The sequence below is a fragment of the Bradyrhizobium sp. CCBAU 51745 genome (assembly GCF_028128715.1).
GTDB lineage: Bacteria > Pseudomonadota > Alphaproteobacteria > Rhizobiales > Xanthobacteraceae > Bradyrhizobium > Bradyrhizobium manausense.
The window spans coordinates 252,876-274,300 of the sequence record NZ_LBJP01000092.1; the positions used below are offsets into that span (position 1 = coordinate 252,876).

Annotated in this window: 19 protein-coding genes; 4 read left to right on the forward strand and 15 right to left on the reverse strand. The window is 63.6% G+C overall.

Annotated features, from left to right (window positions below; translation table 11 throughout):
* Nucleotides 1–29 precede the first annotated feature (29 nt).
* Both gnd and XH98_RS35710 read right to left on the reverse strand, forming a co-directional pair.
* The gene (gene gnd, locus XH98_RS35705; protein ID WP_271621333.1) at nucleotides 30–1,028 is read right to left on the reverse strand and encodes a phosphogluconate dehydrogenase (NAD(+)-dependent, decarboxylating); all 999 of its coding nucleotides are present in this window, start codon (nucleotides 1,026–1,028) and stop codon (nucleotides 30–32) included.
* 13 nt (nucleotides 1,029–1,041) lie between these two features.
* A complete protein-coding gene (locus tag XH98_RS35710; RefSeq protein ID WP_271621334.1) occupies nucleotides 1,042–3,891 on the reverse strand; it encodes a bifunctional transaldolase/phosoglucose isomerase in 2,850 nt (949 codons plus the stop codon).
* Nucleotides 3,892–4,792: 901 nt separating this feature from the next.
* Here XH98_RS35710 and XH98_RS35715 point away from each other — a divergent pair.
* From XH98_RS35715 to XH98_RS35725, 3 genes are read left to right on the forward strand one after another with little or no spacing between them, the layout of a single operon-like run.
* Nucleotides 4,793–6,736 (forward strand): PrkA family serine protein kinase, encoded by a 1,944-nt coding sequence (locus XH98_RS35715; protein ID WP_271602414.1) that lies wholly within the window; start codon nucleotides 4,793–4,795, stop codon nucleotides 6,734–6,736.
* A 19-nt stretch (nucleotides 6,737–6,755) separates the two neighbouring features.
* On the forward strand, nucleotides 6,756–8,033 hold the full coding sequence (locus tag XH98_RS35720) for a YeaH/YhbH family protein (protein ID WP_205668201.1): 1,278 nt from the start codon (nucleotides 6,756–6,758) through the stop codon (nucleotides 8,031–8,033).
* On the forward strand, nucleotides 8,030–9,568 hold the full coding sequence (locus XH98_RS35725) for a SpoVR family protein (protein WP_057743052.1): 1,539 nt from the start codon (nucleotides 8,030–8,032) through the stop codon (nucleotides 9,566–9,568). The genes XH98_RS35720 and XH98_RS35725 overlap by 4 nt, the downstream gene beginning before the upstream one ends.
* A gap of 109 nt (nucleotides 9,569–9,677) precedes the next feature.
* On the opposite strand, the gene XH98_RS35730 is transcribed toward XH98_RS35725, so the two are convergent.
* From XH98_RS35730 to XH98_RS35755, 6 genes are all read right to left on the reverse strand, one after another.
* Nucleotides 9,678–10,100 (reverse strand): DUF1801 domain-containing protein, encoded by a 423-nt coding sequence (locus tag XH98_RS35730; protein WP_271621335.1) that lies wholly within the window; start codon nucleotides 10,098–10,100, stop codon nucleotides 9,678–9,680.
* Complete coding sequence (locus tag XH98_RS35735) at nucleotides 10,097–10,309, reverse strand: hypothetical protein (protein WP_271621336.1); 213 nt, start codon at nucleotides 10,307–10,309, stop codon at nucleotides 10,097–10,099. Before XH98_RS35735 ends, XH98_RS35730 begins: the two co-directional genes overlap by 4 nt.
* Before the next feature lie 45 nt (nucleotides 10,310–10,354).
* The gene (locus tag XH98_RS35740; protein ID WP_220005862.1) at nucleotides 10,355–10,786 is read right to left on the reverse strand and encodes an SRPBCC family protein; all 432 of its coding nucleotides are present in this window, start codon (nucleotides 10,784–10,786) and stop codon (nucleotides 10,355–10,357) included.
* Complete coding sequence (locus tag XH98_RS35745; protein ID WP_271602418.1) at nucleotides 10,783–11,106, reverse strand: ArsR/SmtB family transcription factor; 324 nt, start codon at nucleotides 11,104–11,106, stop codon at nucleotides 10,783–10,785. The genes XH98_RS35740 and XH98_RS35745 overlap by 4 nt, the downstream gene beginning before the upstream one ends.
* 214 nt (nucleotides 11,107–11,320) lie before the next feature.
* Entirely contained in the window at nucleotides 11,321–11,770 is a 450-nt protein-coding gene (locus XH98_RS35750) for a DsrE family protein (protein ID WP_271621337.1), read from the reverse strand.
* A gap of 41 nt (nucleotides 11,771–11,811) precedes the next feature.
* Complete coding sequence (locus XH98_RS35755; RefSeq protein ID WP_271621338.1) at nucleotides 11,812–12,432, reverse strand: hypothetical protein; 621 nt, start codon at nucleotides 12,430–12,432, stop codon at nucleotides 11,812–11,814.
* Nucleotides 12,433–12,622: 190 nt separating this feature from the next.
* Here XH98_RS35755 and XH98_RS35760 point away from each other — a divergent pair, with 190 nt between their 5' ends.
* The gene (locus tag XH98_RS35760) at nucleotides 12,623–13,189 is read left to right on the forward strand and encodes an STM3941 family protein (RefSeq protein ID WP_271602421.1); all 567 of its coding nucleotides are present in this window, start codon (nucleotides 12,623–12,625) and stop codon (nucleotides 13,187–13,189) included.
* A 32-nt stretch (nucleotides 13,190–13,221) separates the two neighbouring features.
* Here XH98_RS35760 and XH98_RS35765 read toward each other — a convergent pair whose 3' ends face one another.
* From XH98_RS35765 to pqqD, 7 genes are all read right to left on the reverse strand, one after another.
* Nucleotides 13,222–14,277 (reverse strand): 2-oxoacid:ferredoxin oxidoreductase subunit beta, encoded by a 1,056-nt coding sequence (locus XH98_RS35765; RefSeq protein WP_057743200.1) that lies wholly within the window; start codon nucleotides 14,275–14,277, stop codon nucleotides 13,222–13,224.
* Nucleotides 14,274–16,121 (reverse strand): 2-oxoacid:acceptor oxidoreductase subunit alpha, encoded by a 1,848-nt coding sequence (locus tag XH98_RS35770; protein WP_271602422.1) that lies wholly within the window; start codon nucleotides 16,119–16,121, stop codon nucleotides 14,274–14,276. Before XH98_RS35770 ends, XH98_RS35765 begins: the two co-directional genes overlap by 4 nt.
* Nucleotides 16,091–17,890, reverse strand: a complete 1,800-nt coding sequence (locus tag XH98_RS35775; RefSeq protein ID WP_271602423.1) for an FAD-dependent oxidoreductase — start codon at nucleotides 17,888–17,890, stop codon at nucleotides 16,091–16,093. Before XH98_RS35775 ends, XH98_RS35770 begins: the two co-directional genes overlap by 31 nt.
* A gap of 349 nt (nucleotides 17,891–18,239) precedes the next feature.
* A complete protein-coding gene (locus tag XH98_RS35780) occupies nucleotides 18,240–18,917 on the reverse strand; it encodes a DUF4286 family protein (protein ID WP_271621339.1) in 678 nt (225 codons plus the stop codon).
* A 26-nt stretch (nucleotides 18,918–18,943) separates the two neighbouring features.
* Complete coding sequence (gene pip / locus XH98_RS35785) at nucleotides 18,944–19,930, reverse strand: prolyl aminopeptidase (RefSeq protein ID WP_271602425.1); 987 nt, start codon at nucleotides 19,928–19,930, stop codon at nucleotides 18,944–18,946.
* Nucleotides 19,920–21,113 (reverse strand): pyrroloquinoline quinone biosynthesis protein PqqE, encoded by a 1,194-nt coding sequence (pqqE, locus tag XH98_RS35790; protein WP_271602426.1) that lies wholly within the window; start codon nucleotides 21,111–21,113, stop codon nucleotides 19,920–19,922. The genes pip and pqqE overlap by 11 nt, the downstream gene beginning before the upstream one ends.
* A complete protein-coding gene (gene pqqD, locus XH98_RS35795) occupies nucleotides 21,110–21,421 on the reverse strand; it encodes a pyrroloquinoline quinone biosynthesis peptide chaperone PqqD (RefSeq protein WP_271602427.1) in 312 nt (103 codons plus the stop codon). Before pqqD ends, pqqE begins: the two co-directional genes overlap by 4 nt.
* Nucleotides 21,422–21,425: the final 4 nt, after the last annotated feature.

Here is a 21,425-nt window from a genome sequence, read left to right on the forward strand (position 1 = left end):
GAACGATTGGCCTTCGCTTGATGGAGTTCTTATTTGGGCTTCGAAGCGGCCGGTTGCTTCGGCTCCTTGTGGCCGCCGAAACCCGCGCGCATCGCGGAAAGAATTTTTTCGGCGAAGGTGTGTTCCCGACGGGAGCGGAAGCGGGTGTAGAGCGCGGCGGTCAAGACTTCGGCCGGCACGGCCTCGTCGATCGCCGCATTCACGGTCCAGCGTCCTTCGCCCGAGTCCTCGACGAAGCCGGAATATTCTGCGAGCTGCGGGCTGTCGGCGAGCGCCGTCGAGGTGAGGTCGAGCAGCCAGGACGGGATCACGCTGCCGCGGCGCCAGACCTCGGCGATGTCGGCGAGGTCGAAATCGTAGCGATGATCGGCCGGCAGCGCGTCGATATTGGCGTTCTTGAGGATGTCGAACCCTTCGGCATAGGCCTGCATCAGGCCATATTCGATGCCGTTGTGGATCATCTTGACGAAATGGCCGGCGCCGACGGGACCCGCATGGATGTAGCCCTGCTCGATGCGGGGATCGCGTCCCTCGCGCCCCGGCGTGCGCGGAATGTCGCCGACACCGGGCGCGAGCGCTGCGAAGATCGGATCGAGCCGGTCCACCACCTGCTTCTCGCCGCCGATCATCATGCAATAGCCGCGGTCGAGACCCCAGACGCCGCCCGAGGTGCCGACGTCGACATAGTGGATGCCGCGCGCCTTCAGCGCCTTGCCGCGGCGGACGTCGTCCTGCCAGAAGGTGTTGCCGCCGTCGATGATGACGTCGCCGTCCTGCATCACGCCCGCGATCGTCTCGATGGTCTGTTCGGTGATGCGGCCGGCCGGCAGCATCACCCAGGCCGTGCGCGGCCGCTCCAGTTTCGAGATGAACTCTTCCAGCGTCGCCGATCCCACGGCGCCGTCGGCGGCAAGGCCGGCGACGGCCTTGGGGTCCTTGTCATAGACCACGGTCGAATGGCCGTGACGCATCAGCCGGCGAACGATGTTGCCGCCCATTCGGCCGAGGCCGATCATGCCGAGTTGCATGTGAGAAATTCCCTTAGTTCAGCGCGTCGTTGAGCGCGGCATTGAGCGCCGCGAGACCTTTCTTGAGCGGTCCCTTCAGGTGCACCCGGAGCGCGCGCCGGCCGCGCTCGGTGAGCACGTCGAAATCGCCACGCGCCTGCGCCGCCTTGATCACGCCGAAGCTGGCCTTCTGGCCCGGCACAGCGAGGTCCTTGGCGTCGTCGGCGGTGATCTGGAGGAACACGCCGCTGTCCGGTCCGCCCTTATAGGCCTGCCCCGTGGAGTGCAGGAAGCGCGGCCCGAATTCGGCGGCGGTTGCCAGGTGCCGCTTCTCGAGCACGGCGGTGCGCATCTGCTGCAGCGCCTCGATGTTGGCCTTGTCGCGCGTGATGTAGCCGAGCAGGGCAAAGTAATCGCCGCGCCGCGAGCGGGTGATATGGGCCCTGAGCCAGGAGGTGAGGTCGCCATTGGCGCCCATCGTGCGGAGCGCAGCGGCGTTGTGGTCGTCGGTGTAGAGATCGAACTGTTTGGTGCTGACGACAGGCTGTTCGGCCGGCAGCGCGCCGGTCTTCTCAAAGGCCGACGTCAGCTCGCGGGTCTTGATCTTGGCCGCTTCCACGTCCGGCTGGTCGAACGGATTGATGCCGAGAATGCTGCCTGCCACCGCCGTTGCCATCTCGAAGCGGAAGAATTCCTGGCCGAGATGGTCGATCGACTTCATCACGATGCGCACGACGGGATGACCGGCCGCCTCGATTCCGGCGAGCGCCGAGTCATGGGCGGCATCGGTTTCGCCCTCGGTGCGGATGTCGATGAAGAAGCGGTCATTGCCGTAGACGGCGGATTCGCGGATCGGCTCGCCGGCGATCGGGATCAGGCCCTTGCCCTCTTTGCCGGTCGATTCCGCGATCAGCTGCTCGGCCCAGGCGCCGAAATCGGCGATCTTCTTCGACGAGAATATCGTCACCTTGTCGCGGCCTTCGAGGCCGGCAAGGCCCATGGCGAGACCGAGCTGCACGCCCGGGTTCTCGGCTGGCGGCACGTCCGGGCCGCAGGAGCGGGCCATCGCAAGCGCATGCTTGAGGAAGGTCCTGACGTCGATGCCGGCGGTTGCCGCTGGCACCAGGCCGAACGGCGACAGCACCGAATAGCGGCCGCCGATCGAGGGCTCGCCATGGAAGATGCGGGCATAGCTCAGCTTTTTGGCCGCCTTCTCCAAGGAGGAGCCGGGATCGGTCACTGCGATGAAGCGGAAGCCGGTCTTGGCCTTGGGGCCGAGGGCCTGCGCGACGCGCTCATGGAAATAGTCCTTCATCGCGTTCGGCTCGGTGGTGCCGCCGGACTTGCTGGAGACGATGAACACCGTATTGGCGATGTCGATCTTGGCCTCCATCGCCCGCACCTCGGCCGGATCGGTGGAATCGAGCACGTGCAGCTTCGGGAAGCCGGGCTTCCGGGCAAAGGTCTCGGCCAGCACCTCGGGGCCGAGGCTCGATCCGCCCATGCCGAGCACGACGGCGTCGGAGAATTTCTGGCCCTTCACGCGGCTGGCATAGTCTTCATAATCGGCGACGTCGGCCTTGGCGGCGCTGTCGAGCCAGCCGAGCCATTTGTCCTCGTCCGTCCCGGTCCAGACCGACTTGTCGCGCTGCCACAGCCTGCGGATTTTTGCCGATGCGCGCCATTCCTCGGTGCTCTTGGCCACGGCCTTGCCGAGGCCGTCGCCGAGCGAGAGAAGCTGGCGGTCGATTGCCGGCCCGAGCACGGTGGCGCGCTTGTGGGCGACCGCGCCGTAGAGCTTGTCGGCGGCGTCGGCAAACTGCTTGACGCCGTCCTTGACCAGGTCCTCGGTGATGGCATCGAGCGAGACGCCGGAGCGTTCCAGCTCCTCCAGCACGCGGTAGGCGTCCTCGACATTCTCCTCCAGGCTGTCGCGCAGCTTGCCGTGGTCGCGGAATGCATCCAGCGTTGCCGGCGGCACGGTGTTGATGGTGTCGGGGCCGATCAGCTCCTCGACGTAGAGGACGTCGCTGTAATCCTTGTTCTTGGTGCCGGTCGAGGCCCACAGCATGCGCTGCGGCTTGGCGCCCTTGGCGGCGAGCTTCTCCCAGCGCGGGCCCGAGAACAGTCGCTTGTAATCCTGATAGGCGACCTTGGCATTGGCGATCGCGACCTTGCCCTTCAGCGCGGCGAGCCGCTCCTTCTCGCTAGGGTCGTTGGCCCGCGCGATCTTCTCGTCGAGCTGCTTGTCGACCATGGTATCGATACGGCTGACGAAGAAGCTGGCGACGCTGGCGACATGCGAGGGGTCGCCGCCGCCGGCAACATATTTCTCGAGGCCTGCGAGGTAGGCCTCGGCGACCTGGAGATAGACCGCCTTGGAGAACAGCAGCGTGATGTTGATGCTGATGCCCTCGCCGATCAGCGTCTCGATCGCCGGCAGGCCCTCGGCCGTCGCCGGCACTTTCACCATCAGGTTCTTGCGACCAACGTCCTTCCAGAGCCGGCGTGCTTCGGCGATCGTGCCTGACGTGTCCATCGCGAGATATGGCGAGACCTCGAGGCTGACATAGCCGTCGCCGCCCTTGAGGCGGTCATAGACCGGGCGCAGCACGTCGGCGGCGGCCTGGATGTCCTCGACCGCGACCGCCTCGAACAGATCGGCCACGGTCCGGTCGCCGCGCTTCAGCGCCTTGCCGATCGGGGCGTCGTATTCGTCCGAGCTGCCGATCGCCTTCTCGAAAATCGAGGGATTGGAGGTGACGCCCTTGACGCCATCGGTGTCGATCAGCCGCTTCAGGTCGCCCTTGGCGATGAAGCCGCGGGCGAGGAAGTCCAGCCAGACGGCTTGTCCGTGCTTTTCCAGTTCTTTGACGGGATTCATGATGCTTATTTATCTCCAAGCCTGCGGGCGGAGGGGGTTTCCGCGCCGGTCCTGACGCGCTATCCTTTAGCCCACATGCTCCCGGGAGGGAACCAATCAAGGGTATTGGCGTCATTCTCTCGGTCTAACTCCGTCGCGATCATGGCGATCCAGGCGGGAGCCGTGCTTATGCGTAATATAAATCTGGGATGGTTCGACCAACGTCTTGCTGCGTGAGGACACCTGTCGCGTCGCGGAGTGTGGTCAGCGGTTGTTTGACCTGTCTGATCGGCTCGGTCGCGAATGGTCATGCTGGGGGAAAGCATGCACGCAAGTCCTGACGGCGTTGCCGTCGCCGGTCACCGGCGATCGATCGCGTCGGTCGCCTGCGTCGGCGCATCCTGTGATCCCGACGTCGGTCAATACCTGATGCGACTGCATCCGAGCTGCCACGCAGAACGACGTTATCCGTCAGGAGGGGCCTGGCGACCGATTTTGATACTGCGCGCTTGTCGCGACCGTCATGGCTGCAAGTAAGCAGGCCGCTGCAGGCAGCCGGGGCACCGCATTGCAGCAGGAAGATGACCGCGGCACCCACGCGATCGTCCTGCAAGCGTCATAAGTTTGCCGCTCGGAAATCGTCATGTTGCAGTGCCGGAGGGAGTGGTGCCCCGGTATCGCCCGGATGTGGCCAGCCAGTGACAATTTCTGGAAATACGCCAAGATATAGGAAGATTCGCACAAATTACAGGCAAGTGCCTGTTCGTAATTCAGCGAGTGCCTACCTTGTGCGTTGCGTCGCGTCGGCACCCGGGTGTCCAATGATCGGCATGTGCTCACGCTGATTCGAGAAGCGGCCTGAGGAACAGTCTAGTAACTGCTTTCGTTTCAGCTTGTAGCGGAACTCACGCGGAGAGGGATCATGTACAACGATTCTCTATTCAACGCTTTCGCTCGGTCGTTCGAGGCGAGAAGCCAGCACGACATGTCGATGGCGGAATATCTGGAATCGTGTCGAAGCGATCCCATGAAATACGCGAATGCGGCCGAACGACTACTTGCAGCGATCGGTGAGCCCCAGACGATTGACACGGCCAAGGACCCACGCCTTGGCCGTATTTTTTTGAACCGCACCATCCGGACCTATCCGGCCTTCGCCGGCTTCTACGGCATGGAGGAAACCATCGAGCGCATCGTCGGCTTCTTCCGTCATGCGGCGCAAGGTCTCGAAGAGCGTAAACAGATCCTCTATCTGCTCGGCCCGGTCGGCGGCGGTAAATCCTCGCTCGCCGAGCGGCTGAAGTCGCTGATGGAGGTGCATCCGATCTACGTGCTCAAGGCCGGCGATGAGCTTTCGCCTGTGTTCGAGAGCCCGCTCAGCCTGTTCGATCCCGATCAGCTCGGGCCGATGCTGGAAGAGAAGTACGGCATTCCGCGCCGGCGTCTCACCGGCCTGATGAGCCCGTGGTGCTACAAGCGCCTCGAGGCCTTCGGCGGCGACATTTCCCAGTTCAGGGTCGCAAAAATCCAGCCGTCGCGGCTGCGCCAGATCGCGATCGCCAAGACCGAGCCCGGCGACGAGAACAACCAGGACATCTCCTCGCTGGTCGGCAAGGTCGATATCCGCAAGCTCGAGACCTACGCGCAGAACGATCCCGATGCCTACAGCTATTCCGGCGGCCTCAACCGCGCCAACCAGGGCGTGCTCGAATTCGTCGAAATGTTCAAGGCGCCGATCAAGATGCTGCACCCGTTGCTGACGGCAACGCAGGAAGGCAATTACATCGGCACCGAGAATATCGGCGCGATCCCGTTCACCGGCGTCATCCTCGCGCACTCCAACGAGGCGGAGTGGGCGAGCTTCAAGTCGAACAAGAACAACGAGGCCTTCATCGACCGCATCTGCGTCATCAAGGTGCCCTACTGCCTCCGGGTCACCGAGGAGCAGAAGATCTACGAGAAGCTGATCCAGGGCTCCGAGCTGGCGGCTGCGCCGTGTGCACCCTCGACCTTGGAGACGCTGGCGCGGTTCTCGGTGATGTCGCGCCTGCGCAAGCACGAGAACTCGACGCTGTTCGCCAAGATGCGGGTCTATGACGGCGAGAGCCTGAAGGAATCGGATCCGAAGGCGCGCAGCGTGCAGGAATATCGCGATGCCGCCGGTGTCGACGAAGGCATGGACGGCGTCTCCACCCGCTTCGCCTTCAAGATCCTGGCTGCGACCTTCAACCACGATCCGCAGGAGGTTGCCGCCGACGCCGTGCATCTGATGTACGCACTGGAGCAGTCGATCCGCAGGGAGCAGCTGCCCGAGGAAGTCGAGAAGCGCTATCTCGAATTCATCAAGGCCGACCTGGCGCCGCGCTATGCCGAGTTCATCGGCAACGAGATCCAGAAGGCGTATCTCGAATCCTACTCGGATTACGGCCAGAACCTGTTCGACCGCTATGTCGATTACGCCGATGCCTGGATCGAGGACCAGGACTTCAAGGACCCCGACACCGGCCAGCTGCTTGATCGCGAGCTTTTGAACCAGGAATTGACGAAAATCGAGAAGCCGGCGGGTATTGCCAATCCCAAGGACTTCCGGAACGAGGTCGTCAAATTCTCGTTACGCTCCCGGGCCCAGAACGGCGGCAAGAATCCGACCTGGACCTCCTACGAGAAGATTCGCGATGTGATCGAAAAGCGGATATTCTCCCAGGTCGAAGACCTGCTTCCGGTCATCTCGTTCGGTTCGAAGAAGGACGGCGAGACGGAGAAGAAGCACGGCGAGTTCGTGGCACGCATGGTGGAGCGCGGCTACACCGAGCGTCAGGTTCGCCGACTGGTCGAATGGTACATGCGCGTGAAGCAAGCCGGTTGAGGCGGATGAGAAAGTGGCCATTCACATTATTGACAGGCGCCTGAATCCAGGCGGCAAGAGTCTTGAGAACCGCCAGCGGTTCTTGCGTCGGGCCAAATCCCTGGTGCAGGGCGCCGTCAAGAAGACCTCTCAGGAACGCGACATCAAGGACGTCCTGGAGGGTGGAGAGGTCACAATCCCGCTCGACGGGATGCACGAGCCGCGTTTCCGCCGTGAAGGCGGCACGCGCGACATGGTGCTGCCCGGCAACAAGAAGTTCGTCGAGGGCGACTATCTCCAGCGTCAGGGCCAGGGCAGCGCCAAGGATTCCGGTCCCGGTGAAGGCGACAGCGAAGATGCCTTCCGCTTCGTGCTCAGCCGCGACGAGTTCGTCGATCTCTTTCTCGACGACCTCGAGCTGCCTGATCTCGCCAAGCGCAAGATCGCGCAGACCGAGAGCGAAGGCATCCAGCGCGCCGGCTATACCACTTCGGGCTCGCCCGCCAATATCTCGGTCAGCCGCACCGTGAAGCTGGCGCTCGCACGCCGCATCGCGCTCAAGCGCCCGCGCAAGGACGAGGTCGAGGAGCTGGAAGCCGCGATCGAGGCCTGTACCGACGAGGACGAGCGTGCCGAGCTCATCGCCCAGCTCGAAAAGCTCAAGGCGAAGACCAAGCGCATTCCCTTCATCGATCCGCTCGACATCCGCTATCGCCGCTACGAGAAGGTGCCGCGGCCGGTGGCGCAGGCCGTGATGTTCTGCCTGATGGACGTGTCGGGCTCGATGTCCGAGCACATGAAGGATCTGGCCAAACGCTTCTACATGCTGCTCTACGTGTTCCTGAAGCGGCGCTACAAGCATGTCGAGATCGTCTTCATCCGCCATACCGACCGCGCCGAGGAGGTCGACGAGCAGACCTTCTTCTATGGCCCGGCCTCCGGTGGCACGCTGGTCTCCAGCGCGCTGCAGGCGATGCACGAGATCGTGCGCGAGCGCTTCAGCCCGGCGGACTGGAACATCTACGCCGCGCAAGCCTCCGACGGCGACAATTCCTATTCCGATGGCGAGCTGACCGGCCTGCTGCTGACCGAGAAGATCCTGCCGGTCTGCCAGTTCTTTGCCTATCTCGAGGTCGGGGAATCAGGCGGCAGCGCCTTCGATCTCTCCGACTCCTCGCTCTGGACCCTCTATGAGCGCCTGCGCAATTCTGGCGCACCGCTCTCGATGCGCAAGGTTTCCGAGCGCAGCGAGATTTTCCCGGTGTTCCACGATCTGTTCCAGCGCCGCGAAACTGCCCAGGAGAAAGCCGCTCCATGACGGAACGCTTGTTCGAAGGCGCCGATTGGGATTTCCACACCTTGCAGCGCATCACCGATGCCTGCGAAGAAGTTGCGTTGAAGGATCTCGGGCTCGACGTCTACCCGAACCAGATCGAGGTCATCACCGCCGAGCAGATGCTGGACGCCTATTCGTCCGTCGGCATGCCGCTGTTCTACAAGCACTGGTCGTTCGGCAAGCACTTCGCCTATCACGAGGCCTCGTATCGCAAGGGCCTGATGGGTCTTGCCTATGAGATCGTGATCAACTCCTCGCCCTGCATCTCCTACCTGATGGAGGAGAACACGGCGACGATGCAGACGCTGGTGATCGCGCACGCCGCCTTCGGCCACAACCACTTCTTCAAGAACAATTACCTGTTCAAGCAGTGGACCGACGCGGAAGGGATTCTCGACTATCTGGATTTCGCCAAGAACTACGTCATGCAGTGCGAGGAGCGCTACGGCCGCATCGAGGTCGAGCGCACGCTGGACGCCGCGCATGCGCTGATGTCGCACGGCATCGACCGGTATCCGGGCAAGAAGAAGCTGGATTTGCGCGCCGAGGAGAAGCGGGCAGGGCGCCGCCGCCAGCACGAGGAGGAGGTCTTCAACGACCTCTGGCGCACCGTGCCGACAGGCAAGAGCAAGAGCCGGTCCGCGCTCTCGATCGAGCGCCGCCGCAAGCTGCTCGGCCTGCCGCAGGAAAATCTGATCTACTTCCTGGAGAAGAGCGCGCCGCGCCTCGCGCCCTGGCAGCGCGAATTGTTGCGCATCGTCCGCCACATCGCGCAATATTTCTATCCGCAGAGCCAGACCAAGGTGATGAACGAGGGGACGGCGACCTACGTCCACTATCGCATCATGACCCAGCTGCATCAGCAGGGCCGCATCACCGATGGCAACTTCCTGGAGTTTCTGGGCTCGCACACCAATGTGGTGTTCCAGCCCGAATTCGACGATCCACGCTTCTCGGGCTTCAATCCATACGCGCTCGGCTTCGCCATGATGCAGGACATCGAGCGCATCGTCACCAGTCCGTCGGACGAGGACCGCGAATGGTTCCCTGATATCGCCGGCAAGAACGACGTGATGGGCGTGCTGCGCGACGTCTGGGCCAATTACCGCGACGAAAGCTTCATTGGCCAGTTCCTGAGCCCGAAGCTGATGCGGCACTTCCGCATGTTCCATTTGCACGACGATCCCGAGGAGCGCGCCGGCATCCGGGTCGACGCGATCCACGACGAGCGCGGCTTCCGCCGCGTCCGCCGCGAGCTGGCGCGCCAGCACGATGTCGGCTTCATCGATGCCAATATCGAGGTGGTCGACGTCGATCTCTCCGGCGACCGCCGGCTGATCCTGCATCACCGTGTCATCAAGGGCTCGCAGCTCAACGAGACCGACGCCAAGCGCGTGCTGCAGCACCTCGCCGATCTCTGGACCTACGACGTCGCGCTGATCGAGGTCGATGCCAACGACAAGGTGCTGCGCGAATACGTCGTCAGCCCGCGTCCAATCGCGGCCGCGGTGGCCTGAGGCATCTTTCAAGGTGATATGAGACCCGCGCGCAGAAGGCGGTGCGCTCCCTCGCCCGCCTGCTTGCGGGAGAGGTTAGAGCCAGTCCGCGGCTTCTGAAGAGATCAGGTCAGGCTTTCTTCCCCGGCTTCTTCTTCGCCGCATTCAGCGCCACCGCCGCGCGGATCAGCGCCTTCAGCGCCTTCTCGTTGATCTTCGCGCCCTCGCTGATATCGATCGCGCGCCGCACATTGCCGTCGAGGCTGGAATTGAACAGGCCGGCGGGGTCGTCCAGAGCCGCGCCCTTGGCAAAGGTCAGCTTCACCACCGCCTTGTAGGTCTCCCCCGTGCAGATGATGCCGTCGTGCTCCCACACGGGAACGCCGCGCCACTTCCATTCCTCGACCACATCAGGATCGGCCTCCTTGATCAGGGCGCGGATCCGCTTCAGCGTCTCGCCGCGCCAGTCGCCGAGCTCCTTGATCCGGCCGTCGATCATCCTGGATGGTGACGGCCCATCCGTCTCTTTCTTCGCGGTCACGGTCTTCTTCATGGCCTCGCCTCGCTGCCGCGGCCGAGATAGGGCAGTGCGAACAGATAGAGCCCGGTCGCGAGCAACGGAATCAAGGGCACGAAAGCCATCAGGCCAATCCACGTGGCCTGAATCTGCATGGTCAGCGCAACGATGTTGGCGATCACGGCCAGCGTGAAGGCAATCGACAGCCAGCGATGGATTTGCCGGACCCACATGTTCGAGTTCATCTAAAGTCTCCTCTGGGAATATTCGGGATCAACGTTTGTGGCTCGCTATTCGGCCCGTGCCAGCAGCTCGTCGAGCTTGGTGAAAAACTGCTTCCAGCCGGCATGTGCGCCGCCATAGGCCTGCTTCTGGCTGGGGCGGAAGCCCGCCTGCTCGACACGCAGATGCGTGCCCGATCCTTGCGGGGTCAGCGTGAACGTCACCACGCTTCTGAGGTCGTAGGCTGCGTCCTCGTTGGTGAAGTTCCAGGTATAGGCGAGGGAGCGCTGTGGCTCGATGGCGAGCACCTCGCAATCCAGCACGCCGCCCCATTCGCCGCGCAGATTGAAACGGTGGCCGACCTCGGGCTTGAAGTCGTTCTTCATCAGCCATTCCTCGATCAGATGCGGCTGCGTCAGCGCGCGCCACAGCCGCTCAGGCGGATAGGCGAATTCCCGCTCGATCACCACGGAACGTGTTTCGGTCGCAGCCTCAGTCATTGGTCCATCCTCTTCAGGAGATCGTCGAGTGCATCGAGCCGGTTCTGCCAGAAGCCGGCCATCTGGCTGGTCCAGTCGATCAGCGGATTGAGCGCGCCGGGCTGCGCGCTGTAATGGGTCTGGCGTCCTTCATGCCGGTCGCGCACCAGGCCGGCGAGCTTCAGCGCGCCGAGATGCTTTGACACCGCCGGCTGCGAAACGCCCGATCGCGCCGTCAGTGCTCCGACCGTCTGCTCGCCCTCCCGGCACAGCCGTTCGAAGATCGCCCGCCGCGTCGGGTCGGCGAGCGTCCGGAACAGAAGGTCAGGGGTGGAGGACATGGGAAATCCATAACTCCTAGGTTATGGATTGATTCATAACCGCAGGGTTATGGGTAAGTCAAGGGGCGGCAAAGGGGTTGGTGCTGGCGGGCGCAACTCTCTCGCCCGTCATTGCGAGCGTAGCGAAGCAATCCAGGATCTCTCCGCTGAGGCAGCCTGGATTGCTTCGTCGTAAGGGCTCCTCGCAATGACGGAGGATGGGGGCGAATGTGGCTCACGGCCGCAAGTACAAATACCCCTGCGACTGCAGTTCGGCGAGCCGAACCACGCCGCCGTTCTCCGCGCTCACGAAGCCCGGCAGCAGATCCGTCAGCGTGATGTTCTGCGCCTTCATGGTGTTGCCGCAGGCGGCGAGCTCGACGCCGTCCTTGGCGAAATTGCTGATCCGCCCCCTGACGTCGGGATTGGCCTGTGCCTGATGGAAGGCCTTCAGCGCCGGCCCGTGGATGACGAGCGCGAGGGTGACATGGTCGGGGCCGCCGACGCCGTCGATGTGGTTCTGGATGTTGCCGAGCACGAAATTGACCTTGTCGGCGTCGCTGAGGTGATACACCACCTTCAGCTTGTCTGACTTTGCGGCTTCAGTCGCAGCGTTGGCGCGCGAGGCGGCAAAGGCCGCGCCCAGCGCCGAAATCGTGCTCCACAGAATGTTCCGGCGGTTCATGGCGATGTCCTTTGATGACGCCCGTCTTTGCCGGAGCGATATCACTTGTGGCGGAGCGCGGCGAGTTCCTTGCGGTCGGTCGCGAGCGCGGCGCATTCGCTGTTGTCAGCCCGGTCGAGCCGGAAAATCCCGTCATCGCTGCCAGCGACCAGCGACCGCTCGGCCTCGTCGTCGGGCTTGTTGTGCAGCCAGACCCTGACGCTCTCGAGCCGTACGATGGCCGATTTGTCGTCCTTCGAGAGCGCGATACCGATGCCGCCGCCCTCGCAATCGACGCCGCAGCCGAGTCTGACCTCGTTGCCTTCCTTGGTGAGCACCGTGTGGTGACACGAGCCGCTGGAATCGAAATCACCGCTACGGTGGCGATAGCGGAAGCCGAGCCGGAACGAGTTGTGGAGCTCTTTGTCCTCGCTGTCGGTCTCCGCGGAGACCAGCAGCTTCATGGAAGCGACCTTCTGCTTCGGATGTCGCGCCAGATGCTCGGCATCGTAGCGGCGGACGAAGCAGGCATAGGCTGTCTTGCCTGGTGTGCCCGCATAGATCCGTGCGTTGAAGGTCTCGGCTTCGGTCTTGTTCGCCTCGCGGAAGTCGTCGGCCTCCTCGGCCCGGGCGACGCCGATGAAGGCCACGAAGGCAAGCGGAAGGATAAGGGCAATTTTCATGATTGCACCGGGTCAGCCATTTGGGGCCCGCATCGGGATGGTGACGGGCCACCAGCGGTTAGTCGCAAGCCGCACGCGGCGCGTTCAACCGCGCGCCTGGCCGGCAGCCTCGCGCAAGGTTCCAGGCTTAACCCTTGCGAGGGGGCGCAGAAAAACCCCGGGCGTTGCAAATGGCTGGAGGCGGTTGAACATGTCCGAAAGTCAGAACTTGCCCAATCTTGCGATCGGCTATTCCCTGGCCAGGTCGTTGAAGGTGCTCGGCGCGGGCCTGCTGCTGACGTTGCTCTGTGCCGCCGTCGCCTTCAACTGGCTGCACGGCAAGGAGATCAGCTCGCTCCAGATCGTGATCTGCTCCGCCGGTGTTGCGCTGTTCGGCTTTGCGACCTGCCAGGCGATCTGGCGGCTGGTCTCCGCCCGGGAGCCGGTTATCTTCATCACCCGCGTCGGCATCCGCGACACCAGGATCGCCGACGACACCATCGCCTGGCGATCGGTGCGCGACATCCTGGTCTGGCAGCTTCGCACCCAAAAGATCGTGGTACTGAAGGTTGATCCCCTCGTTGCCGAGCAGTTTGCCGGAGGCATGCTGAAGCACATCGTAACGCTGATGAACAAGGCGCTCGGCGCCGACGGCGTGATCATCAATGCCGGCGGCCTGACCATGGACGCCGAGACCTTGTCCCAGACCTGCAGGCAATATTGGACGGCCAGCCGGCTCGCTCATTTGCGCCGTGCGACGCCGGAGCCCGTCAGCTAGCGACCGATCGCCCGGCCGGTCGCGTCAGCGCGTCAGCGCAGGCTGGCGTTGATCTTGTCGAGCACCGCCGAGCCGGGGCACAGCGTGTCCGCCTCCAGCGTGTTGAGCGGCGTCTCGACCGTGTTGAGATGGGCGTGCAGATCTTCCGCGTCAGGATCGACGTAGAGCAGCCCGGTGACGATCTGGCCCTTGGCGGCGTGCCTGGCGAGGAAGGTCTGGGCCCCTAACCGGTCATGCGGATCGTAATCGGCGTCGATCTTGCGCAGCGCGATCTTGCTGCCGTCATGCTGCTCCACCACCTGCACGGTACCAGGCGCGTAGTCCACCGCGATCGGATCGCGGCCGACCAGCACGTCGAGCCGGTTCACGGCGTCATTGTGCTCGCGGACATAATCAAAGCTCTTGGTCGAGCCGGCGTGATTGTTGAAGGCGATGCAGGGGCTGATGACGTCGATGAAAGACGAACCTTTGTGTCGGATCGCGGCGGCGATCAGCGGCACCAGTTGGTCCTTGTCACCGGAGAACGAGCGCGCCACGAAGGTGGCGCCAAGCTGCAGCGCGATCGCGACGAGGTCGATGGCGTTGTCGGTGTTGGTGACGCCCTTCTTCGACTTCGAGCCGCGGTCGGCAGTGGCCGAGAATTGGCCCTTGGTCAGGCCGTAGACGCCGTTGTTCTCGACGATATAGGTCATGTTGACGCCGCGCCGGATCGAATGCGCGAACTGGCCGAAGCCGATCGAGGCGGAATCGCCGTCGCCGGAGACGCCGAGATAGATCAAGTCGCGATTGGCAAGGTTGGCGCCTGTCAGCACTGAGGGCATGCGGCCGTGCACGGAGTTGAAGCCGTGCGAATTGCCGAGGAAGTAATCCGGCGTCTTGGAGGAGCAGCCGATGCCGGAGATCTTCGCGACGCGGTGCGGTTCGATCGACAGCTCGTAGCAGGCCTCGATGATCGAGGCGGTGATCGAATCATGGCCGCAGCCGGCGCACAGCGTCGAGATCTTGCCCTCGTAATCGCGATGCGTGTAGCCGAGCTCGTTCTTCTTCAGGCCCGGATGGTGGAATTTCGGCTTTGCGATGTAGGTCATGACACGGCCTTGCGGAGCGGGGTCACCTTGAGGTGATCCTGATGGTCGCCAATGGCTTTTGCGATGAAGCGGGCGGTGATCGGGGTGCCGTCATAATGCACGATCGGCACGAGGCGGACTGGATCGATGCCGTTCTCGTTGACGATGAGCTGACGGAGCTGGCTGTCGCGGTTCTGCTCGACGACATAGACGAAATCGTGCTCGGCGAGGAAGCTTGCGACGCTGGAGTGGAATGGGAAGGCGCGGATGCGCAGGCGATCGAGCTGGTGCCCGCGCGCCTCCAGCATTCCGATCGCCTCGTCCATCGCCGGCGAGGTCGAGCCGAAATAGATCACGCCATATTTGGTCGGCCGTTCCGCGTTGGCCTGCAGCGGCCGCGGCACCAGATCCTGCGCGGTCTCGAATTTGCGGACCAGGCGCTGCATGTTGTCGGCATAGACGGTGCCTTCCTCGGAATAGCGCGCGTAACGGTCACGCGAGGTGCCGCGGGTGAAATAGGAGCCCTTCGTCGGATGCGTGCCGGGATAGGTGCGGTAGGGAATGCCGTCGCCGTCGACGTCGAGATAGCGGCCGAAGTCGCGGCCTTCTTCCAGCATCTCCGCGGTCATCACCTTGCCGCGGTCGTATTGCCGCGCATCGTCCCATTTCAGCGGACGGCAGAGCCGGTGGTTCATGCCGATGTCGAGGTCGAGCATCAGGAAGATCGTGGTCTGCAGCCGCTCGGCGAGATCGAACGCGGCCGCGGCGAACTCGAACGCTTCGGCCGGATCTTCCGGGAACAGCAGCACATGCTTGGTGTCGCCATGCGAGGCATAGGCGCAGGCGATGATGTCGCATTGCTGGGTGCGGGTCGGCATGCCCGTGGAAGGGCCGGCGCGCTGGATGTTCATGATCACGGCCGGGATCTCGGCAAAATATGAGAGGCCGATGAACTCGGTCATCAGCGAGATGCCGGGCCCCGAGGTCGCGGTGAAGGCGCGGGCGCCGTTCCAGGAGGCGCCGATGACGATGCCGATGGACGCGAGCTCGTCCTCGCCCTGCACGATGGCGTATTTCGCCTTGCCGGTCTCCGGATCGTGCCGGTACTTCTTGCAATGCGCGGTGAAGGCTTCCGCCACCGACGATGACGGCGTGATCGGATACCAGGCGCACACCGTGGCACCGCCATAGACGGCGCCGAGCGCGGCGGCGCTGTTGCCCTCGATGAAGATGCGGTCGCCGACCTTGTCGGATTTCTTCACCCTGAGCCCGATCGGGCATTTCAAATTCTGCAGCGCCCAGTCGCGGCCTAGATGCAGCGCATGGACGTTGGAGGAGAGCAGCTTCTCCTTGCCTTTGTACTGCTCGCCGATCAGCTGCTCGATCAGCTTCGGGTCCATCTCCAGCAGCGCACTGAGCGCACCGAGATAGATGATGTTCTTGAACAGCTGGCGCTGACGCGGATCGGTGTAGGTCGAGTTGGTGATCGCGGTGAGCGGCACGCCGATCACGGTGATGTCGTCGCGGAATTTGGTCGACGGCATCGGCTTGGTGGAATCGTAGAACAGATAGCCGCCGGGCTCGATGCCGGCGACGTCCTTGTCCCAGGTCTGCGGGTTCATCGCCACCATCATGTCGACGCCGCCGCGGGCGCCGAGATGGCCGGCTTCAGTCACCCGCACCTCGTACCAGGTCGGCAGGCCCTGGATGTTGGAGGGAAAGATGTTGCGCGGGGATACCGGCACGCCATGGCGCAGGATCGCGCGCGCGAACATCTCGTTCGCGGAGGCCGAGCCCGAGCCGTTGACGTTGGCGAAGCGGACGACGAAGTCGTTTACGCTGCTGATCGGCTTTTTGTCGGGCATGTCGAACCTGCGTGAGTCATCTCGATGAAATATTTCTGCATGTCCCAGGCCCCGGTGGGACACCGCTCGGCGCACAGCCCGCAATGCAGGCAGACGTCCTCGTCCTTGACCATGACGCGCCCGGTCTTGAGATCGGACGAGACGTAGAGATCCTGGTCCGGATGCGGCGAGGGCGCCTTCAGGCGCGTGCGCAGGTCGCTCTCCTCACCATTGTCAGTGAAGGTGATGCAGTCCATCGGGCAGATGTCGGCGCAGGCATCGCACTCGATGCAGAGCGAGGTCGAGAACACCGTCTGCACGTCGCAGTTCAGGCAGCGATGCGCTTCGCCGAGCGCGAGCTTGACGTCGTAGCCGAGCTCGACCTCGGTCCTGACGTCCTTCAGCGCGATCACCTTGTCGCGATGCGGCACCTTGAAGCGCTTGTCGATGGAGATGTCGTTGTCATAGCTCCATTCGTGGATGCCCATCTTCTGCGAGGAGATTTGCACCTCCGGCAGCGGCCGCTCGGTGATGTCCTCGCCCGACAGCATCTTGTGGATCGACAGCGCGGCGTCGTGGCCGTGCGCCACCGCCCAGATGATGTTCTTCGGCCCGAAGGCGGCGTCGCCGCCGAAGAACACCTTCGGATTGGTCGAGACGAAGGTCTTCGGGTCGACCTTGGGCATATGCCATTTGTCGAAGGCGATGCCGCAATCCTGCTCGATCCAGGGGAAGGCGTTCTCCTGGCCGACCGCGACCAGCACGTCGTCGCAGGGAATGGTCTGATCGGGATCGCCCGAAGGCACCAGGTTACGGCGGCCCTTGGCGTCGTATTCGGCCTTGACGTGCTGGAAGGTGACGCCGATCAGCTTGCCGGCGACATGCTTGAAGGCCACCGGCACCATGTAGTTGAGGATCGGGATATCCTCGTGGATCGCGTCTTCCTTCTCCCAGGGCGAGGCCTTCATCTCCTCGAAGCCGGAACGCACGACCACCGTGACCTTCTCGCCGCCGAGACGGCGCGCGGTGCGGCAGCAATCCATCGCGGTGTTGCCGCCGCCGAGCACGATGACGCGCTTGCCGATCTTGTCGACATGGCCGAACGACACATTGGCCAGCCACTCGATGCCGATGTTGATGTTGGCGGCGGCCTCTTTCCGGCCGGGAATGTCGAGCTCGCGTCCGCGCGGCGCGCCGGACCCGACGAAGATCGCGTCATATTTCTCCGCGAGCAGCGCCTTCATGCTCTCGATGCGATGGCCGCCCCTGAACTCGACGCCGAGACCCAGGATATAACCGGTCTCCTCATCGATGACCGAATTGGGCAGGCGGAATTTCGGGATCTGCGTCCGCATCATGCCGCCGGCTTCGGGGTCGGCATCGAACACGGTGCAGTGATAACCGAGCGGCGCGAGATCGCGCGCCACCGTCAGCGAGGCGGGACCACCGCCGACCAGCGCAACGCGCTTGCCGTTTCTGGCTGCGGGCCGCGGCAGGCGCTGCTTGATGTCGTCCTTGAAGTCGGCCGCGACGCGTTTCAAGCGGCAGATCGCAACCGGATTTTCCTCGACGCGTCCGCGGCGGCACGCCGGCTCGCATGGACGATCGCAAGTGCGTCCCAGAATTCCGGGAAACACGTTCGATTTCCAGTTGATCATGTAGGCGTCGCTGTAGCGGCCTTGCGCAATCAATCGGATGTATTCGGGAACCGGGGTGTGCGCGGGACAGGCCCACTGGCAATCGACCACTTTGTGAAAGTAGTCGGGGGCCGCGATATCGGTCGGTTTCATTCCTACCCTCGTCCGCGCAGGCTCAAAGACCTGGCGGCCTCTTCTTTGAGCTTGTCGACGCCTAACGCGCGGCGATCTCGTTTCTGAATGACGTCATCGGGTTAGCTTATTAGAACCGTTCCGGAGTACAACGGCAAATTTGTGCGATCACCGCGTTTCATGGGAGCTAAGCGCACACAGCATTAGCGCCGCGCGCGCGAGATGCGTGCGGTGCAGCATCGCACTCTGCTCCATCCGTCGTCATCGCGAGTGCAGCGAAGCAATCCAGACTGCCACCGCGGAAAGACCCTGGATTGCTTCGCTGCGCTCGCCATGACGGTGTTGGTGGCAGCGCAGCAATCTCGGCACCTCAGCCGCCCGCAATATCGCTCTTGGCAAGGTCCCACATCAGGCAGTAGGTGCCGACGGAGACCGGGAGCGGGAAGGGCGCGGCCGCAGGGCCGGTGAAGCGTTCGGCGATGACGGCGGAGACGGCGCCGACATGGGTGCCGTCGATCAGCACGAACCAGTCGCGCGCGCCTTGGTTGCGCACCGCGGGGATGTCCGCCGTTGCGCCGGACAATTCCGGCTCGCTTTCGAGCAGATGCATCGAGATGATGCCGTCACGATCCCCCGGCGCCAGCTTTTCTCGCAGTGCGTCACGCCATGCGCCGGCGTTGTCAGGCGTGGGCCGCAGCCGCACCAGGCCAAGCGCGGCGCCGCGGCCGGTGCCCTTGCTGATGGTGATGCGGGCGACCACGCGCAGCATGTTCTTGAAATGCGCCATGGTCCGCCGCGACCATTCGGTCTGGTTGGCAAGCCGGGCGCGGTAGGCGGGACTGTCGAGCACCTCGAGCGTCGTGGTCGAATACAGCGAGAGATATTTCGGAGAGGCCGCGTGCGCGACATAGCGGCGCGCTTCGAGAAATCCCTCGATCGCGACGCGCTCTTGCAGATGTTCGCGATCGTACCAGCGGTTGAAATCGGCATCGTCAGCCGCGTCGATATCCATCGATGTCAGCAGCATGCCTGTCCCGGCGAGCGGCATTTTCTTGTTGTCCTTACTTTCGCGCGTCAGCGCGCGGCCTTCGACGCAAGGTCGGCGATCGACTTCATCACCGCATCGCGCACGCCGGCATCATAGAGGGAATGTCCGGCTTCTTCCACGATCCTGACCTCGGAACCCGGCCACAGTTTCGCGAGCCGCGCGGATGTCTCAGGAGGACACAACAGGTCGTAGCGGCCTTGCACGATAATGCCGGGAATGTCGGCGAGCCTCGTAGCATTTCGCAACAACTGGTTGTCGCTCATGAAGGAGTTGTTGACGAAATAATGCGCCTCCATGAACGGCGTCGCCGGCAGCGTGCGCCAGACGTTCAGTGATGCAAGGTCGATGCGCGTCTTTGCCGCCTTGTGCTCGGACAACGCGCGCTCGGTGTCGTGCCAGGCGCGCGCGGCGGGACCATGCACGGCCGGATCAGGATCGAGGATGCGGCGATAATAGGCCTGCACCGGTTGCGCGCGCTCCTCCGGCGGCAGCACGCTCAAGAAATCCTCGTGCAGCGCCGGATAGAATTGTGCGAGGCGCGAGGTGAAGGCGGTCTCGACTTCGCCCTGCGTGCCGAGGAACGTCGCGCGCAGCGCAATGCCGCAGACGCGCTCGGGATGAGCCTCTGCGTAAGCCAGGGCCAGCGTCGCGCCCCAGGAGCCGCCCACGACGATCCAGCGTGCGACGCCGAATTTCTCGCGGATCTTCTCCATGTCCGCGACCAGATGCGCAGTGGTGTTATGCTCGCGCGATCCCTTCGGCCGGCTGCGGCCACAGCCGCGCTGGTCGAACAGCACGGCATGCATGCGCTCGGGATCGAACAGCCGGCGGTGATCGGGCTGGCAGCCGGAGCCCGGGCCGCCATGCAGATAGATCGCGGGAATGCCGCCAGCGCGGCCGATACTTTCGACATAGAGCTCATGGCCGTCGCCCACATCGAGCATGTCCGATGTCAGCGGCGCAAAGGGATCGGCGCGCCTGGCGGATGCGGCAGCGTCGGCGTCAGGCGCCATTCTCGGATTCCAGGGTGCCGCCGGCGAAATTGCGGTAGAGGAAGCGGTTGGTTTCGCCCTCGGCCTCGGCTTCCGCCTGCTTGAAGATGGTCTCGTGCAGCGGCGACAGCGCGCAGGCCGGATCGGTGTTGGCGGCATCGCCCGTCAGCGCGAAGGCCTGGCAGCGGCAGCCGCCGAAATCGATCTCGCGGAATTCGCAGGACTTGCACGGCTCCTTCATCCAGCCGGTGCCGCGATAGCGGTTGAAGGCGTCGGAGTTCTGCCAGATCCAGGCGATCGAATGGTTGGAGCGCACGGACAGGAAATCGAGCCCGGTGATGCTCTCGGCGGCGTGGCAGGGCAGCACCTTGCCGGCGGGCGAGATGTTGAAGAACTGTCGGCCCCAGCCGCCCATGCATTTCTTCGGCCGCAGCGCGTAATAATCAGGGACGACGTAGTCGATCGTCAGCCGGCCCTTCAGCCGTTCGCGCGCGTCCTCGACGGTGCGGGTGCACTCGTCGAGTTGCGCCACCGTCGGCATCAAGGCGGCGCGGTTCTTCAGCGCCCAGCCGTAATATTGCACATTGGCGACCTCGAGCCGGTCGGCGTCGAGATCGATCGACATCTGGATGATCTCGGGGAGCTGGTGCAGGTTCTGCCGGTGCATCACCGCGTTCACGGTGAGCGGCAAATCCAGCTCCCGCGTCCATTTGGCGACCTCGAGCTTCTTGCGATGGCCGCCCTTGTAGCCGGCGACGCGGTCGGCGAGGCCTTCCTCGATGCCCTGGAACGAGATCTGCACATGGCAGAGCCCGGCATCGGCCAGCTCGCCGAGCTTCTCGCGCGTCAGCAGCACGGCCGAGGTGATGAGGTTGGTATAGAGCCCGACGTCGCTGGCATGCTTGACCAGCTCGACCAGGTCCTTCCGCGCGGTCGGCTCGCCGCCGGAGAAATGCACCTGCAGCACACCGATCTCGGCGAGCTCGCTCAGCACCTTCTTCCACTCGTCGGTGGTCAGCTCCTTGGCCGAGCGATCCAGCTCGATCGGATTGGAACAGTACGGGCATTGCAGCGGGCAGCGATGGGTGATCTCCAGCAGCACCGCGAGCGGAATACCGAAGGTCTCCGCCGTCGAGCGGCTCTTCTCCAGCACCGCGAGGCTGTCGCTGGCGTCGGGCGGGATGACCAGGGGCACATCGCTCATGGCGTCTTCTCCCGGGCTTCGGCCAAAAAGCCCTTGTCGGCGAGATCCTGCAGCATGGCGATGACATCGGTCAGGATCGCCTCGCGGGGCGCGGCGTATTTCGCCGCCAATTGATCGGCGACCTCGCCGACATTGCGCTCGCCATTGCAGAGCTGCAAGACCTCGACGGCAATTTCGTCCGGCGCCAGCACGCGTTCCGGCGCCAGGATCACCCAGACCTTTCGCGTCTCGTCATATTTCAGCTTGGCATGCCGCGGCAGCACGGGGCGGCTTGCCTCGCTGACGCTGATGTTCCGCGGCCCGGCCATCTGT

Bases quoted from the DNA above. Each gene is read 5' to 3' on its own strand.
- XH98_RS35725 (WP_057743052.1), top strand. From the start codon at position 8,030: ATGACGGAACGCTTGTTCGAAGGCGCCGATTGGGATTTCCACACCTTG.
- XH98_RS35770 (WP_271602422.1), bottom strand. From the start codon at position 16,121: ATGCCCGACAAAAAGCCGATCAGCAGCGTAAACGACTTCGTCGTCCGC.
- gnd (WP_271621333.1), bottom strand. From the start codon at position 1,028: ATGCAACTCGGCATGATCGGCCTCGGCCGAATGGGCGGCAACATCGTT.
- pip (WP_271602425.1), bottom strand. From the start codon at position 19,930: ATGGCGCCTGACGCCGACGCTGCCGCATCCGCCAGGCGCGCCGATCCC.
- XH98_RS35715 (WP_271602414.1), top strand. From the start codon at position 4,793: ATGTACAACGATTCTCTATTCAACGCTTTCGCTCGGTCGTTCGAGGCG.
- XH98_RS35740 (WP_220005862.1), bottom strand. From the start codon at position 10,786: ATGACTGAGGCTGCGACCGAAACACGTTCCGTGGTGATCGAGCGGGAA.
- pqqE (WP_271602426.1), bottom strand. From the start codon at position 21,113: ATGAGCGATGTGCCCCTGGTCATCCCGCCCGACGCCAGCGACAGCCTC.
- XH98_RS35735 (WP_271621336.1), bottom strand. From the start codon at position 10,309: ATGAACTCGAACATGTGGGTCCGGCAAATCCATCGCTGGCTGTCGATT.
- pqqD (WP_271602427.1), bottom strand. From the start codon at position 21,421: ATGGCCGGGCCGCGGAACATCAGCGTCAGCGAGGCAAGCCGCCCCGTG.
- XH98_RS35765 (WP_057743200.1), bottom strand. From the start codon at position 14,277: ATGACCTACATCGCAAAGCCGAAATTCCACCATCCGGGCCTGAAGAAG.
- XH98_RS35745 (WP_271602418.1), bottom strand. From the start codon at position 11,106: ATGTCCTCCACCCCTGACCTTCTGTTCCGGACGCTCGCCGACCCGACG.
- XH98_RS35760 (WP_271602421.1), top strand. From the start codon at position 12,623: ATGTCCGAAAGTCAGAACTTGCCCAATCTTGCGATCGGCTATTCCCTG.
- XH98_RS35750 (WP_271621337.1), bottom strand. From the start codon at position 11,770: ATGAACCGCCGGAACATTCTGTGGAGCACGATTTCGGCGCTGGGCGCG.
- XH98_RS35775 (WP_271602423.1), bottom strand. From the start codon at position 17,890: ATGAAACCGACCGATATCGCGGCCCCCGACTACTTTCACAAAGTGGTC.
- XH98_RS35755 (WP_271621338.1), bottom strand. From the start codon at position 12,432: ATGAAAATTGCCCTTATCCTTCCGCTTGCCTTCGTGGCCTTCATCGGC.
- XH98_RS35730 (WP_271621335.1), bottom strand. From the start codon at position 10,100: ATGAAGAAGACCGTGACCGCGAAGAAAGAGACGGATGGGCCGTCACCA.
- XH98_RS35710 (WP_271621334.1), bottom strand. From the start codon at position 3,891: ATGAATCCCGTCAAAGAACTGGAAAAGCACGGACAAGCCGTCTGGCTG.
- XH98_RS35780 (WP_271621339.1), bottom strand. From the start codon at position 18,917: ATGCCGCTCGCCGGGACAGGCATGCTGCTGACATCGATGGATATCGAC.